The organism is Vibrio sp. T20, from assembly GCF_007858795.1.
GTDB classification, from domain to species: Bacteria; Pseudomonadota; Gammaproteobacteria; order Enterobacterales; family Vibrionaceae; genus Vibrio; species Vibrio satsumensis.
Genome location: NZ_VFEB01000252.1, coordinates 122,378 through 137,957, shown reverse-complemented (window position 1 = coordinate 137,957; position 15,580 = coordinate 122,378). Strand labels below are relative to the sequence as shown.

At 45.3% G+C, this 15,580-nt stretch carries 15 protein-coding genes and 1 pseudogene; 12 read left to right on the top strand and 4 right to left on the bottom strand.

The window, feature by feature from the left end; all coding sequences use genetic code 11:
- Position 1 precedes the first annotated feature (1 nt).
- A complete protein-coding gene (locus FTW16_RS23385; RefSeq protein ID WP_146492662.1) occupies positions 2-661 on the top strand; it encodes an HAD family hydrolase in 660 nt (219 codons plus the stop codon).
- A 94-nt stretch (positions 662-755) separates the two neighbouring features.
- Here the strand turns inward: FTW16_RS23385 and FTW16_RS24860 are convergent.
- Positions 756-938: pseudogene (locus FTW16_RS24860) on the bottom strand (hypothetical protein).
- Positions 939-1,041: 103 nt separating this feature from the next.
- Between FTW16_RS24860 and hppD the strand changes: the two are divergent.
- From hppD to maiA, 4 genes are read left to right on the top strand one after another with little or no spacing between them, the layout of a single operon-like run.
- A complete protein-coding gene (gene hppD / locus FTW16_RS23375) occupies positions 1,042-2,115 on the top strand; it encodes a 4-hydroxyphenylpyruvate dioxygenase (RefSeq protein ID WP_146492661.1) in 1,074 nt (357 codons plus the stop codon).
- Positions 2,108-3,238 (top strand): homogentisate 1,2-dioxygenase, encoded by a 1,131-nt coding sequence (locus tag FTW16_RS23370; RefSeq protein WP_146492660.1) that lies wholly within the window; start codon positions 2,108-2,110, stop codon positions 3,236-3,238. The genes hppD and FTW16_RS23370 overlap by 8 nt, the downstream gene beginning before the upstream one ends.
- A gap of 12 nt (positions 3,239-3,250) precedes the next feature.
- The gene (locus tag FTW16_RS23365; protein WP_146492659.1) at positions 3,251-4,288 is read left to right on the top strand and encodes a fumarylacetoacetate hydrolase family protein; all 1,038 of its coding nucleotides are present in this window, start codon (positions 3,251-3,253) and stop codon (positions 4,286-4,288) included.
- A 54-nt stretch (positions 4,289-4,342) separates the two neighbouring features.
- Positions 4,343-5,032: a maleylacetoacetate isomerase gene (gene maiA / locus FTW16_RS23360; RefSeq protein WP_146492658.1), complete on the top strand. Its 690-nt coding sequence runs from the start codon at positions 4,343-4,345 to the stop codon at positions 5,030-5,032.
- 316 nt (positions 5,033-5,348) lie between these two features.
- On the opposite strand, the gene FTW16_RS23355 is transcribed toward maiA, so the two are convergent.
- Together FTW16_RS23355 and FTW16_RS23345 are read right to left on the bottom strand one after the other, a co-directional pair.
- Positions 5,349-6,278, bottom strand: coding sequence for a carbamate kinase (locus tag FTW16_RS23355; RefSeq protein ID WP_146492657.1), 930 nt, complete (start codon positions 6,276-6,278; stop codon positions 5,349-5,351).
- Positions 6,279-6,801: 523 nt separating this feature from the next.
- Complete coding sequence (locus tag FTW16_RS23345) at positions 6,802-8,841, bottom strand: acetoacetate--CoA ligase (RefSeq protein ID WP_146492656.1); 2,040 nt, start codon at positions 8,839-8,841, stop codon at positions 6,802-6,804.
- A 199-nt stretch (positions 8,842-9,040) separates the two neighbouring features.
- On the opposite strand from FTW16_RS23345, the gene phhA reads away from it, so the two are divergent.
- The 4 genes from phhA to FTW16_RS23325 all read left to right on the top strand — a co-directional run bounded on the left by phhA (position 9,041) and on the right by FTW16_RS23325 (position 11,469).
- On the top strand, positions 9,041-9,835 hold the full coding sequence (gene phhA / locus FTW16_RS23340) for a phenylalanine 4-monooxygenase (RefSeq protein ID WP_146492655.1): 795 nt from the start codon (positions 9,041-9,043) through the stop codon (positions 9,833-9,835).
- On the top strand, positions 9,825-10,163 hold the full coding sequence (locus FTW16_RS23335) for a 4a-hydroxytetrahydrobiopterin dehydratase (RefSeq protein WP_146492654.1): 339 nt from the start codon (positions 9,825-9,827) through the stop codon (positions 10,161-10,163). The genes phhA and FTW16_RS23335 overlap by 11 nt, the downstream gene beginning before the upstream one ends.
- Positions 10,164-10,446: 283 nt before the next feature.
- Positions 10,447-10,656: a DUF3283 family protein gene (locus FTW16_RS23330; RefSeq protein ID WP_008216860.1), complete on the top strand. Its 210-nt coding sequence runs from the start codon at positions 10,447-10,449 to the stop codon at positions 10,654-10,656.
- 96 nt (positions 10,657-10,752) lie between these two features.
- Positions 10,753-11,469 (top strand): YebC/PmpR family DNA-binding transcriptional regulator, encoded by a 717-nt coding sequence (locus FTW16_RS23325; protein ID WP_017057670.1) that lies wholly within the window; start codon positions 10,753-10,755, stop codon positions 11,467-11,469.
- 171 nt (positions 11,470-11,640) lie between these two features.
- Here FTW16_RS23325 and FTW16_RS23320 read toward each other — a convergent pair whose 3' ends face one another.
- Positions 11,641-11,871 (bottom strand): DUF2798 domain-containing protein, encoded by a 231-nt coding sequence (locus FTW16_RS23320; RefSeq protein ID WP_146492653.1) that lies wholly within the window; start codon positions 11,869-11,871, stop codon positions 11,641-11,643.
- Between the two features lie 85 nt (positions 11,872-11,956).
- Between FTW16_RS23320 and FTW16_RS23315 the strand changes: the two genes are divergently transcribed.
- From FTW16_RS23315 to FTW16_RS23305, 3 genes are all read left to right on the top strand, one after another.
- Positions 11,957-12,859 carry a LysR family transcriptional regulator gene (locus FTW16_RS23315; protein WP_146492652.1) on the top strand — a complete coding sequence of 301 codons (903 nt, stop codon included), beginning with the start codon at positions 11,957-11,959 and terminating at the stop codon, positions 12,857-12,859.
- 12 nt (positions 12,860-12,871) lie between these two features.
- Positions 12,872-13,747 (top strand): NAD(P)-dependent oxidoreductase, encoded by an 876-nt coding sequence (locus tag FTW16_RS23310; RefSeq protein WP_017070192.1) that lies wholly within the window; start codon positions 12,872-12,874, stop codon positions 13,745-13,747.
- Between the two features lie 306 nt (positions 13,748-14,053).
- Positions 14,054-15,574 (top strand): catalase, encoded by a 1,521-nt coding sequence (locus FTW16_RS23305; protein ID WP_186728106.1) that lies wholly within the window; start codon positions 14,054-14,056, stop codon positions 15,572-15,574.
- Positions 15,575-15,580 lie beyond the last annotated feature (6 nt).

Genomic DNA, 15,580 nt, shown 5'->3' with positions numbered 1-15,580 from the left:
GATGTTCAAACCTTTGTATGTATTTGATATGGACGAAACGCTGATCAATGCCGATGCAGCGATGCTCTGGAATGAGTTCTTGGTTGAACAGGGCATTGCTACAGCACCGAACTTTATTGAAGAAGACCAACGCTTAATGGGGCTATATTCGGAAGGTAAGCTGAACATGGAAGACTACCTTGAGTTTGCTATGGAGCCACTGTCTGATATGCCGACTGAGCAAGTCAGCGCTTTGGTGGAAGAGTGTGTTGAGCAGTATATTTTACCTAAGCAGTTCAAACAGTCGAAACCATTAATAGAGCAGCTTGAGCGTGACGATATCGACATGTTGATCATCTCAGCGAGCGTCACTTTTTTAGTAGAAGCCGTGGGGCGCAAGATTGGTATCGAGAATGCACTCGGTATCGATTTGGTCGAAAACCAAGGCCGCTTTACGTCTCAAATATTAGGTGTGCCAAGCTATCGTGAAGGTAAAGTTACCCGTTTGAAAGAGTGGTTAGACAATCAAGAAACTAACTATTCAGACATTCACTTTTATACCGATTCAATCAACGACTTACCTTTGTGTGAACACGCTGATTTCGCGTATTTAGTGAACCCATGCCCGCGTTTGAAAGCACTGGCTGATCAACCGAATTGGTCGATCCTGAACTGGGATTAACGCGAACCCTATATTCGAATTAGCTTCGTTTTAGAACTTATCAAGCCGCTGACTACTGCGGCTTTTTTGCCTCATCAGTCTAATGTTCGACTTATCACCTTAGCTCATAAAAGCTTGAATGTAACAATTCAATAACATCTCTTGCTTGCCTGTAAATCAAACCACCATCTTTCAACCCCTTGATAGCGCTCACTTTCTAGTGAATAGAGCTTGCGTGTAACAAATATTTTACAAATTGACGGGTTTTTAGCGTGATTGTCCATTTCTCTCTATCCATTCCAATCTGTCGGCTTGTGGGCCAAATTTAGTTAAGGACAAAAAACAAACAATCATTTCACAAAAAACGTAACACAAGACCGATAGGTACAAGGAGAAAGTTCATGGTGGAGTCATACAACCCGCTTGGTACGGATGGATTCGAGTTTGTTGAATACACAGCTGTCGACCACAAGGGAATTGAGCAACTTAAAGCGCTGTTTGTGTCACTGGGTTTTGCCGAGATAGCTAAGCACCGTTCAAAAGAGGCTTGGCTTTATCGACAAGGTGACATCAACTTTATCGTCAATGAACAACCACACAGCCAAGCTGAAGCGTTCGCTAAAGTTCACGGCCCATCGGTGTGTGGCATGGCGTTTCGCGTTAACGATGCAACCACGGCAATGACGCAGGCGTCTAACGGTGGTGGTGAAGAGTACAAGACAGAAATCGGGCCAATGGAGCTGAGCATTCCTGCCATTTATGGTATCGGTGAAAGTCTGCTTTATTTCGTAGATCGTTACGGCAAGCAGAGCATCTATGATGTTGATTTCCGATTCTATGATGATGCGGAAGAGCGCATGGCGAAAGCTGATGTAGGCCTCTACGAGATCGATCACCTTACGCACAACGTGAAACAAGGCAATATGGACCTGTGGTCTGGTTTTTATGAGCGTATCGGTAACTTCCGCGAGATCCGATACTTCGATATTGAAGGTAAGCTGACAGGTCTTGTGAGCCGAGCAATGACCTCCCCGTGTGGCAAAATCCGTATCCCTATCAATGAGTCTTCAGACGACAAATCACAAATCGAAGAGTTCATCCGCGAATATAACGGTGAAGGCATTCAACATATCGCACTTGCGACAGATGACATCTACAAAACAGTGAAAACTCTGCGTGATCGCGGCATGGACTTTATGCCAACGCCAGACACCTACTACGAGAAAGTCGATGAGCGCGTTAAAGGCCACGGAGAAGACACTGATCTGCTGCGTGATCTGCGTGTTCTGATTGATGGTGCACCGACGAAAGACGGCATCTTGCTGCAAATTTTCACACAGACGGTAATTGGGCCTGTGTTCTTTGAAATCATTCAGCGTAAAGGCAATGAAGGCTTTGGTGAAGGCAACTTCAAGGCGCTGTTTGAATCGATCGAAGAGGACCAGATTCGTCGAGGAGTATTAGACGATGCATAAATGGATCTCGTTTCCTCATCGGGAGGGTGTGTGCTCTAAACAAGCGCATGCCGACTTCCCCGAAGAGGCTATCTATGAGCGGGAGGCGGGTCGAAGTGGATTCTTCGGCCCTGCGGCTCACTTTCATCACCAACATGCGCCAACAGGTTGGTCAGAGTGGGAGGGCGACTTACGCCCTCGCGCTTTTGATTTTACGCTGGTGGAAAAAGCCAGTCAGATAACCCCTTGGGCTGTGCCTCATCTTTTGCACAACGCGGACTGCAAAATTCGCGTATGGCGCATGGATGAGAAGATGGATTTCTTGGTACGTAACTCCGATGGCGATGAGCTACTGTTCATTCACCAAGGCAGCGCTGATCTCTATTGCGATTATGGTCATTTAGAGGTGAGTGAAGGGGATTACGTGATGATCCCGCGCTCGACCAATTGGCGCTTGGAGCCAAGCGAACCAATGTTCATCCTGATGATTGAGAACACCGACGCGGCTTACTCATTGCCAGAAAAAGGCATGGTCGGCAATCACGCGGTGTTTGATCCGGCGGTTCTTGAAATTCCATCGATCAACGATCAATTCCGCGCTCAGTATTCAGAAGATCAAACCCAAGTTCAGGTGAAACGCCACGATAAAGTTAGCGTGATCACTTATCCGTTCAATCCTTTAGACGCGGTTGGCTGGCATGGTGACTTGGCGGTAGTGAAAGTGAACTGGCGCGATATCAGACCGCTGATGTCACATCGCTACCATTTGCCACCGTCTGCACACACCACCTTTGTTGGCGCAGGCTTTGTGGTGTGTACCTTTGTGCCGCGCCCGATAGAGAGCGACCCCGGTGCGCTTAAAGTGCCGTTCTACCACAACAATGATGACTACGACGAAGTGCTTTTCTATCACGCTGGAGACTTTTTTAGTCGTGACAATATTGAAGCGGGCATGGTGACTTTCCACCCTGCGGGCTTCACTCATGGACCTCACCCGAAAGCCTTTAAGGCTGGGCAAGCTTATAAGAAAAAGTTCACCGACGAAGTGGCTGTGATGATTGATACCCGCCACGCACTGCAGTTCTCTGATGAGCTCGATAGCGTTGAGAACAAAGAATATGTCTACAGTTGGCAAGAGAAGTAAGGGGCAACAAGGATGAAATTAGCAACCAAGAAAAATGGTACTCGCGATGGTCTGTTGATGGTCGTGAGTAAAGATCTTAAACAGTGCGTGCCAGCGACGGAGATTTTCCACGCGATGCATCTGGCGCCAACGATGCAAGTCGCTCTGGATAACTGGGACAGCGTTGCACCTCAGTTAAAAGAGTTATACAAGTCGCTTAACACTGGCCATGTGATGGGCAGTGAAGTGTTTGCGCCTCAATATTGTGAATCGCCTCTGCCACGCGCTTATCAATGGGCAGATGGCAGCGCGTATGTAAACCACGTTGAGCTGGTGCGTAAGGCTCGTGGTGCTGAAATGCCAGAAAGCTTCTGGGTTGATCCGCTTATGTATCAAGGTGGCTCAGATGCCTTTATTGGCCCACGTGACAATATTGAATTTGCCAGTGACGAATGGGGAATCGACTTCGAGGGTGAAGTCGCGGTTGTCACCGGAGATGTGCCAATGGGGGCCAGCGCCAAGCAAGCGCATGATTCGATTCGTCTGCTAATGTTGGTGAATGATGTGTCGCTGCGTGGTTTGATTCCGGCCGAGCTTGCCAAGGGCTTTGGTTTCTTCCAATCTAAACCCTCTTCAGCATTCTCTCCGGTTGCCGTTACGCCCGATGAGCTAGGTGAACAGTGGAAAGGCAGTAAGGTGCACCTGCCACTGACTTCAACCTACAATGACACGCCTTTTGGTTGTCCGAATACCGGTGTGGATATGACCTTCAATTTCGCGGAGCTGATTGTCCATGCTGCGAAGACTCGTCCACTGTCGGCTGGTGCGATCATTGGCTCTGGCACGGTATCGAATAAGCAAGGCACTGACCACGGCACCTCAATTGCGGAAGGTGGTGTAGGTTACTCGTGCATTGCTGAAGTACGCATGATAGAGACGATTCGTGATGGTAAGCCGTCGACTCAATTCATGTCGTTTGGTGATTCGATTCGTCTAGAGATGTTCGATGCCGCTGGTGACTCGATCTTTGGCGCAATTGACCAAAAAGTCAGTCAATATCGACCACGCTAGTGATAGCGACAAGAGTAAAGCGACAGAGATGAATAGTATGGACAAGGGCTCTTTATGAACAAGAAGATCACACTCTATGGTTATTGGCGCTCTTCGGCAGCCTATCGAGTGCGCATTGGGTTGAATCTAAAGCAACTTAGCTATGAGTCGAAATCGGTGCATTTGGTGCGTAATGGCGGCGAGCAGCATGATCCACAATATCGTGAGCTCAATGCCAGTGAATTGGTGCCTGTGCTGATGGATGGCGATGTTCAACTTAATCAGTCGCTGACAATCTTACAATACTTGGACGAGACTTATTTGTGTGAGAGCAGCCCTGACACCTTGTTGATCCCTGAGCAAACACCACTACGTTACCAAGCGCTGGCGATGGCTCAGGATATTGCGATGGAAATTCACCCTCTGAACAATCTGCGTGTGTTGCAGTATTTGGAGCGAGAATTGTCGTGTGAACAAGAGGCGAAAATGGATTGGCTTCATCATTGGATGAGCCAGGGTTTCCATGCTTTAGAAGAGAAGCTGGCGAAGCACAGAAAAGTGCACGGCGACTCGGTATATAGTCTCACGGATTCACCCTGTATCGTTGATATTTGCTTAGTGCCGCAAGTTTACAATGCGCTGCGCTTTGATGTTGATATGTCGCCTTATCCGCTGATTAACTCGATTGTCGAAGCGTGTAACCAGTTACCCGCTTTTATTGAGGCGATGCCAGAGAACCAAGCGGATGCGAACGAGTCCATGTAGAATAACTGATGTAAACGAAAATACTCGTCCCTTACACTACCAAAACCGTTTCTTGAAAGAAGCGGTTTCCAAAATTAAATATTAGCTATTATTGAATAAATACAGGTATGGAAAGTTATTCTTTTAGTACTCAAAACTGCCAAATGTGGAGCACAAAACTCGTTTTTATAATGTTAATTAAATATATTAAATTCAGTAAGTGTATGAATATTTATCCCGTTTAGCACTAATATGTTTATAAGAAAAAAGCCTCGTTATTAAATAAGAGGCTTTAATCAAAGGTTTTTATATTGGTGGTGATTCTCATTCGAGAATATTAGTAATAAACAATACCTTCACCTTTCGTAATCAGAGTACCAGCTTCATTGGTGATTATTTTATCTAAATCAAATAATGAACCAATCGCCGCATTACCTAATCCAGCTTCAACGAATTTACAAACGGCATCAATTTTTGGCCCCATAGAACCAGCAGGGAACGAAAATTCTGCTAAACCAGCAGGCGTTGCTTGCTTCATTTCTGCTTGGTCTTCTTTACCATAGTTACGGAAAATCGAGCCATCGGTTAAGATAATAAATAAGTCGGCATGGATTTTTTCAGCCAGTAATTCAGCTGTAAGATCTTTGTCAATTACGCACTCTACACCAGTACTCTTACCCTGTTCAATACTCACGGGAACACCGCCGCCGCCACAAGCGATAACAAGGTTTTCTGTATCTAGAAGAGTTTCAATTTGCTGAATTTCAACAATGCTTTTTGGCATAGGAGAAGGCACAACGCGTCGGTAGTACTCGCCATCAGCTTTAAACTGCATTGTGCTTTGAGCCATTAATTCTTTAGCTCGTTGCTTTGTATATACAGGGCCAACAAATTTAGTCGGGTTAGCAAACGCAGGGTCTTTTTTGCATACTTCAGTTTGCGTGACTAGCGTCGCTACGTCTAATTCAGGGTCAATGTTTCTTAGCTCTTGTTGTAACATGTAGCCCACCATGCCACATGTTTGAGAGCCGAGTACATCCATTGGGTATGGGGTAGTCTCTGGCGAATATTCGCTATAAGCCGCGTTTTGTTCCATCAACAAACCTACTTGTGGGCCATTACCATGAACGATAACAATCTCATGCTCGCGTGCGATTGCAGCAATACTCGCCGCTGATTTGATTATATTTTCACGTTGGTTCTCGGCCGTTAATGCTTGGCCTCTTGCTAAAAGAGCGTTACCGCCTAAAGCTAATACTATCCGCATGATAATGTCTCCGATCATTTAATAATGATTTTATTTTACGTAGGGATTAACCACTTGTTTCTAATTAAATTCAAGCTTATTAATAACAATGACTAGGTTTTTAATTACTCTTAAGTAATTAACATGCCGAGATAGTATTGGAAAATAATCGTTCTAAATGTGATAGCTATCAAATTATCATTTTACTAGAAATAGAGCTGTGGAAACGGAAATTATTATAATTCGATTAAATATCCATAAGCTGGGATACAATCCAGTGGTGGACTCTTTTTTTGTATAAATGATTCGTCTTTAGTGAATATTATCTCAGCCCAAAAAATGAATAATTTAACATTTTTGTTTTAAATATGACGTTCAGATCTCATTAAGAACTTTAGAAAAGGTAAGGGGTCAAACTGAGGCGAGGGGTTACGAGCTCAAAGAGTGGCTTCGATTCGGTTTTCAATCGGCTGCCTTTACTCCAGATGTTATCTGACAGCCAAGTGAAAATTGGAGATAGCTCGCCACGTTCTTGGTCTAAATACTAAGGCGAAACAACGCGTTTTATCTCTTCCAAAACCTCGGCGTTAGCAATGGCACCGAGGTTTTCTACACTCTTGCCATTAATCACCTGTTTTACCGCCAACTCCACCAGTTTTCCTGAGCGCGTTTTTGGCACATCGCTGATCGCAAATATCTGGCTTGGCACGTGCCTTGGTGAACAAGAGGATTTGAGCTTACTCTTGATGGTTGCTAATAACGTTTCATCTAGATCTACACCTTGCTGTAGTTGAACGAACAGCCATATCTGCTCATTGCGGTCGACATCTTTACCGACTGCGATGGAGTCTATGATGCCCTCAATGGTGTTCACTTGTTGATAGATTTCAGCGGTACCAATTCGCACGCCACCAGGGTTGAGTGTGGTGTCGCCTCGCCCGTAGAACAGATAGCCGCCATGCACGCTCTGTGCGACTTCGTCCCCGTGATGCCACACATTATCGAATCTATCCCAATAAGTGCTGTGATAGCGCTCTCCGGTGTCATTCCAAAAGCCTGCGGGGAAGTTGGGTAGTGAGTTTGTACACACTAATTCGCCACGTTCGTGATTTACCTTATGACCCGACGAATTGAACACCTTGATGTCGACTCCAAGCCCTGCTTGTTGGCACTCACCGCGATACACAGGTGAGATAGGGTTACCTAAAACAAAGCAGCCACAAATATCCGTGCCGCCAGAAATGGACGCTAAATGCAGATCTTGTTTGATGTGTTTGTAGACGTAATCGAACTGCTCAGGGTAGAGCACAGAGCCCGTCGAGCACAGTGTTCTTAATTGAGGCAGAGAATAGCTGTCGATGGGTGAGAGTTCCGCCTTCTCAATCGCTTCTAGGTACTTGGCTGAGGTACCGAACAGCGACACATTCGCGCGCTGTGCCAAGTCCCACAGTATATTGGATTGCGGATAAACCGGGCTACCATCAAAGATCACCAAACAGGCACCGCTCGCGAGTGCAGAGACGTGCCAGTTCCACATCATCCAACCACAAGTGGTGTAGTAGAACACGCGATCTCTCGGTTTAATATCGCAATGAAGCTGATGCTCTTTTAGGTGATTGATGGTAGTGCCACCAACCGAATGCACAATACACTTTGGCTTGCCTGTCGTACCGGAAGAGTAGAGCACAAACAGTGGTTCATTGAAGCCGACACGAGTAAATCGCACAGGTTGTGGCTGATAATTATTGATGATGCTGTGCCAGCTTCGGGTCGACACAGCATGTTCAACGTTGTTCTTCTCTAAATCGCTCTTCTCTAAGTCATTACTCGGTTTCAAATAACCGATCTCACACACCTGTTTCAATTCGTTTAAGTGTTCGATGATTTCACGGTTCTTGTCCGTCATATCGAACGTTTTGCCATTGAAGGTGTAACCATCACAGGTGAACAACACTTTGGGTTTCACTTGGCCAAATCGCTCAATTACACTCTCGACGCCAAAGTCAGGTGAGGTTGATGTCCAAATCGCCCCCAAGCTGGTGGTCGCTAGCATTGCGACCACGGTTTGTGGCAGATAAGGGGTATAAGCGGCAACTACATCACCTTGCTCCACGCCACAATCCAGGAGCCACTGTTGAACATTAGAGACTTCCTCACAAAGGGTTTGCCATGTGTAGCTTTGTTGCTCGCCACGTTCATTCTCAAACCAAATCGCAAGCTCGTTTGGCAACGTTTTTGATGAATGCAGCAAGTTTTCGGCGTAGTTAACTTGAGCATTGGGAAACCACACCCCATCACGATTTGATTTCGGCTGCTGCCAACGGCTCTCACCTTGAGTTTTGATGGTTTCGCTTTCTACTTTATTAATAGAGTCTTGCGAACCAACCATTCCACAGAACTGCCATACGTTTTGCCAAAACGATTCCGGCTGATCCACAGACCATTGATGGAATTCCGTGTAGCTTTTTACGTCCCTATCTAGGTTTAACCCAGATTGTTCAAGGCTATCGATAAATCGGGTTAAGTTGGCATCGTCTATACGCTGCGCGCTTGGCTGCCAAATGGGCTTATTGCTTTCGTGCATTCCTTTACCTTTAACAAAAAGTTAACGTTTTCAGTCTGGTATTTAGGTTTTACAAAGTCAAAAGTTCAGCAAAATAAGCATTTGGTGGAATTGTGTAAATAAAATGTTACACGCCCGCCTGTTTCGAAAAATCGCTCAAATTGGCGGATATAAGGAGTGGAGATAGGCTTAAAGTGAGACATTCGAAAGGAGGTGTGTAATGACTCAATATCATTCTAAGCCCGTGAGCCAAGAGGGATGGGTTGAGTGGAGCCTCGAAGAAGATGCCATTTGGCACGACTTGGTGAAAAGGCAACTGGACGTCATTAGTGATCGCGCTTGTGATGCCTATTTGCACGGTTTGACCCTGCTGGATCTGCCATTAGACAGAGTTCCCCAGCTTCCAGAGATAAACAAAGTGCTAATGGAAACAACAGGTTGGCAGGTTCAGCCTGTTCCGGCGTTAATTGATTTCGACCGTTTCTTTGATTTGCTCGCCAATAAGAAATTCCCCGTTGCGACATTTTTGAGAACGCGAGACGAGTTCGATTACTTACAAGAGCCTGATTTCTTTCATGAAATTTTCGGCCACTGTGCCATGCTCACTAATGCTGATTTCGCAGCATTCACTGAGCATTATGGAAAACTAGGCCAAGCGGCGACATCCAAACAGCGCGCTTATCTTGCCCGTTTGTATTGGTTTACGGTCGAGTTCGGTTTAGTAAAAGAAGGCCAACAACTGAAAATCTATGGCGGTGGCATTCTTTCGTCTCCAGCGGAAACTATGTATGCGTTGGGAGGGGATTTGGCCGTTCGCGAACGGTTCGATCTGCAAACGGTTTTAAGAACGCCTTATCGCATCGACATCATGCAGCCGAAATACTATGTGCTCGATGAGCTATCTGAGCTATTTGAAATCAGTCAGGAAAATCTATTACAGCAAGCTGATCTCGCGATTGAAGCGGGATTACTACCACCACTTTTTGAACCTAAGGAACCCACACATGTTGAATGAACAAAAATGCGAAGCCTGCAGTATCGATGCGATTGCACTCAGTAAAGATGAGCAACAATCTTTACTGTTGGAGTTGTCTGATTGGCAGATCATCGAAAGAGACGGCATCCCGCAGCTTGAGAAGGTGTTCAAGTTTAAGAACTACAAACAAGCATGGGCATTCAGCAACAAAGTGTCAGAGTTGGCAGAAGAAGAATTCCACCACCCTTCGATCTTATTGGAGTGGGGTAAAGTCACCGTCACTTGGTGGAGTCATTCAATCAAAGGCCTGCACAAAAATGATTTCATCTGCGCCTCACGTTGTGATGTGTTAGCGGTGAGTGAATAGTCTTTTTGGGCTGAGAAGCTTTCTACAGCCCTTGCGATGCAATTACCTTATTATTCGGCTCATTCGGTGAGTCGAATAATGGCTTAAACGGCTCATAGTATGAGTTGAATAAGTGATACTTTCACATCAAGGGACATAAGTTCTCTCAAACTAGCTTGACCTGCATCAGTGACTTGCTTGGTTTCTTGTCTCATAAACCCTTTCTGTTACTCATAGTATTGGTTTTATGAGCCTGCTCTATGATATATTTCTCGGCCAAGTGTATTACAGACGAAGGCTAATAATGTCTATCAACCTTTCACTCCTTCCACCCAGCGAGAAAAATAAAATCGAACTGGATAAGCAAGCATCGTTTCTTGTATGGAAACTGAAGCAAGCGAAATGTGGCCCTGAAGCTATTGTTGAAGAAGCAATGAAGCTAGGTGACCCAGATGAAAAGGTGTGGTTTGAACAGTCTGTAGAAAAATACAAACGGGTAATGGGTGTCGCATAAACGCAGACAAACCTTGCCCAGCAATGCTGTAGAATTGAAATGACACAGTAATTTGCTAGAATTTGCACCGTTAATTGAATCAGAGAGAAGATCCCGATGGGAAGAAGTTTTGAAGTGCGCAAGGCCTCAATGGCGAAAACTGCAGGCGCAAAAATTAAAGTTTATTCTAAATACGGTAAAGAGATTTACGTACTGGCTAAGAACGGCAGCTCTGACCCAGACATGAACCTACCTCTTAAGCACCTGATTGCTAAAGCGAAGAAAGACCAAGTACCAGCTCACGTTATCGACAAAGCGATCGATAAAGCGAACGGCGGCGGCGGTGAAGACTTCCAACCTGCTCGTTACGAAGGTTTTGGCCCAGGTGGCACAAGCGTGATCGTTGACTGTCTAACTGACAACGGCAACCGTACTTTCCAAGACGTTCGCCAATGTTTCGTTAAAACTGGCGCGAAAATCGGTGTTGAAGGTACTGTTTCTCACATGTTCGCTCACCAAGCTGTATTCCAGTTCAAAGGCGAAGATGACGAGATCATCCTAGAAACGCTTATGATGGAAGACGTAGACGTGACTGACGTTGAGCTAGAAGACGGTGTAATCACTGTATTCGCTCCAACGACTGAGTTCTTCAAAACGAAGACTGCACTAAACACTGCGTTCCCAGAGCTAACTCTAGACGTTGAGGAAATCACTTTCGTTCCTCAAACAACTACACCAGTAGCTGAAGAAGATTCTGAGAAGTTCCAGAAGTTCTTAGACATGCTTGACGACTGTGATGATGTTCAGCAGGTTTACCACAACGCTGAGCTGTAATCTTTACAGTAACAACAGTTATAAAAAACCGAGCCTAGTGCTCGGTTTTTTTATGGGTCTAGCTAAAAGGTTAGAGGAGTGTATTGCAAAATGGTGTGTATGTTTCTAAAGATAGTATTGTCAGTCGTATTACCCCCTTCTTCCCTTGATCATCGTTCCATGATCTATAAATTAGCAAAGCGTTCCCGGGCGACAAATCCATGCTGATAGTTTTCTAATCAAAGGAAGCACGGTGAGGTTGAGCACGATGGCACACGGCCAAGCAAGGAAGAAGCTTTGTAGCCAGATTGGCGGCCATTCGTGGCTAAACCCCATTTTGTAGCCAGAAATTAATCCAGACATGATCGTCGCCATGGTGAGTGAGGATAAAATCGCGGTTACCCAAAATTGTTTGTTGTTCATACTGTGTTTCTCCCGTGATTTTCTGTTGTTGATGGGATAAGGTTATATCTATCCATTAATGAGAAAAATAGGCACATATAGAAGTATGAATTCCATATTTGGAAACATTGATGATCTGTTCTTATTCTGTGCAGTGGTTGAAGAGGGCTCTTTGTTATCGGCTTCGAAACGGCTGCAACTGCCTGTGTCGACAATGTCGCGTCGGTTAACCGCATTGGAAGATCGCCTTAATATCCGACTTTTGGAAAAGAAAGGTCGTGAGCTGGTGGCCACTAAAGACGGTGAGGCGGCCTTTGCTGCACTGAGCAGTGGCATGGAGTCTATCCACCAAGGCTTTAATAGTTTGTTGGAAGAGCGTGATGCTATCCAAGGCAAGATAAAGCTCGCAGTGCCTCATAACTTCTATAGTGGCTTTCTACGGTCGACGGTAGAACAATTCCTCACTCAATATCCGAACGTTCAGCTCGACCTTACCTTGAGCCAACAGCAGCTTGTTCCACAGACCGATCGTGATTTACTGATCACGTTTAAGATCTCGGATATGGAAGGCATGATTGCTCGGCCACTTTTTAAAGCTAAACATGGGTTTTTCGCGAGTCGAGAATACTTAGATTCACGTGAGATAATTGAAAAGCCGGATGATTTAGAGCTTCAAGACTGGATTAACGTCGATGATGTGTTTGATATGCCGCTCTACAAATCTGACCGATTAGAGCAGATGATCACGATAAAACCTAAGTTCATCGTTAACGATATTCATGCAGTGGCGGCCGCGGCGCAAAAAGGCTTGGGGCTTGCCTCATTGCCTTTTCGTCATGTATCCCCAAAGATGAATCTAGTTCAAGTGCTCCCTGAGTATCATCGGGGTGATCGCCAAGCGTATTTAGTGTACAAAGAAAGAAAATATCAGCCAAAGGCTTTGACCTTGCTTATTGATGCATTGATTGAGAGTGTTCGATCTTTTCATAGCGATGACTTGGTCAAATAAAAGGAGAAAGAAATGAAAGTAAGTTTTATCGGGCTAGGCGTTATGGGCTTCCCAATGGCAGGCCACCTAGTCAAAGCCGGTTTTGAAGTAACGGTATTTAACCGCACTCACAGCAAAGCGCTAGACTGGGCTGATAAACACCAAGGTAAAGCGGCAGAATCTGTGGCTGAATGTGTAGCGGAAGCTGACGTGGTATTGGTGTGTGTGGGTAACGATGACGACGTTCGCAGCATGACAACCAGCGAAACAGGCGCATTGGCAGCGATGAAGCCAAACGCAATTCTTGTCGATCACACCACAACGTCGGCAGTTCTGTCTGAAGAGCTTGAAGTGGCTGCGAAGCAAGCAGGTATTCGCTTTATGGATGCACCAGTGTCTGGTGGTCAAGCGGGCGCAGAAAACGGCGTGTTAACCATCATGTGTGGCGGCGAACAAGCGCTTTTCAACGACCTTCAACCTGTGTTTGAAGCTTACGGTAAGTCGTCGGTTCTGATGGGTAAAGTCGGCCAAGGCCAACGCGCAAAAATGGTTAATCAGATCTGCATCGCGGGTGTATTGAACGGTTTATCTGAAGGCTTAGTACTTGCTGAAAAATCAGGTTTGGATATCCCAACTCTGGTTGATTGCCTTAAAAACGGCGCAGCAGGTTCATGGCAGATGGAAAACCGCGCGACCACAATGGCGCAAGACAAGTTCGATTTTGGCTTCGCCATTGATTGGATGATCAAAGACTTAGGCTTCTGTCTAGATGAAGCAGAACGCCAAGGTATCCAACTTCCTTTGACGGAAAAAACCAACAACGCCTACAAGGCACTGTCTGCTGAAGGACAAGGCCGCATGGATACATCAGTATTGATGAAAGCTGTAGTTGAAGAGACGAAGAAGTAGCAAGACAGAAGTAATTGAAGCTTCGTTTAGATAACTAAAAATAGCTGCTGATTAGCGGCTATTTTTGTTTAGTCGTATAGAAATATAAATGAAGCGTTGGTTTTGATACTCACAGTTGAAGGTCTGTGTTCTCTCATCCTAATCAAAACTTAATCGTTCCATCGTTTTCACCTATTGAATCTATCGTTATTTCCCATTAAACAAATGTAAACATTGAAGTTATATTCTTGGTGGGCAGAAAAGAGCTTTTGAATATCCATTAACCACTCGACTGGTTTAATGGTTAGCACGCATTGGAGAGCAACCATGCAGATGTCAAAAAGCTTTTTATTAATTTCAGTTGGCTTAGCCAGCACGTCTCTACAGGCTCAAACCCTGACCAGAGACAACGGTGCACCAGTAGGTGATAACCAAAATTCCATAACAGCAGGTGAGAATGGCAGTGTATTGCTGCAAGACGTCCATCTGATCCAAAAATTGCAGCGTTTTGCCAGAGAACGTATTCCTGAGCGTGTTGTTCATGCTCGTGGTACGGGCGCACATGGTGAATTTGTCGCTTCTGGTAATTTTAGTGATTTAACGGTTTCTGACCCTTTTACCAATAAAGGTAAGGTGACTCCTGTTTTCGTTCGTTTTTCGACCGTTATTCACTCTAAAGGATCGCCAGAAACACTTCGCGACCCACGCGGTTTTGCCACCAAATTTTATACTGAACAGGGTAATTGGGATCTGGTAGGGAATAATCTGCCTGTGTTCTTTATTCGTGATTCGATTAAGTTTCCGGATATGGTGCACTCTCTAAAACCGTCTCCAGTCACCAACGTTCAGGATCCAAACCGATTCTTCGACTTCTTTAGCAGTGAGCCGGGTGCGACCAACATGTTGACTTGGGTGTACAGCAATTTAGGTACGCCTGCGAGCTATCGCACCATGGATGGCTTTGGGGTTCATGCTTATAAGTGGATCAATAAGCAAGGCGACGTGAACTATGTGAAGTTCCAATGGAAGAGTCAGCAAGGCGTTAAAAGCCTTCGCCCAGATCAAGTCACTGAGATACAAGGTAAAGAGTTCAACCATCTTACCAATGACCTTTATGCTGAAATTGGCTTAGGGAATTACCCTAAATGGGACCTTTACGTGAAGGTATTGTCTCCTGAGGCATTGAGAAAACTTGACTACAACGGACTCGATGCAACCAAAGTATGGCTGAATGTGCCAGATCAAAAAGTCGGCACTATGACGCTGAATCGTCTACCAGAAAATTTCTTTTTAGACACCGAACAGGCGGCATTTGCGCCTTCGAATCTAATTCCTGGCATCGAGCCATCGGAAGACCGTTTGCTGCAAGGTCGCTTGTTTGCTTACGCCGATACACAGCTTTATCGCTTGGGCGCTAACCTGTTCCAACTACCCGTTAACCGACCGTTAGCGCCAGTGAGCAGCCATAACCAAAATGGTTTGAGTAATAATGCATCACTAAGCCATGGTGCTGTTAACTATGAGCCAAGCCGAAAGCTAGAGTTGGCAGAAGATGCTCAATTCAAAGCCGTAGAAACCAAACTTGTTGGTACGGTGCAACAAAAAGCGATCAGTAATCCACGAAACTTCTATCAAGCGGGTGTGCAGTACCGCAGCATGAGTGAACAAGATAAAAGTGACTTGATTACAAACTTAGCAGGTGACCTAAATAAGGTTATGGATAAAGAAGTTAAGGAAATCATGGTGAGCTACTTCTATCGTGCAGATAAAGAGTATGGAACGCGTTTGGCTAAAGCAACTGACACCAGTATCTCACAAGTCAAAAAACGCTCCCAAGTGAACGACTAGGCAGTA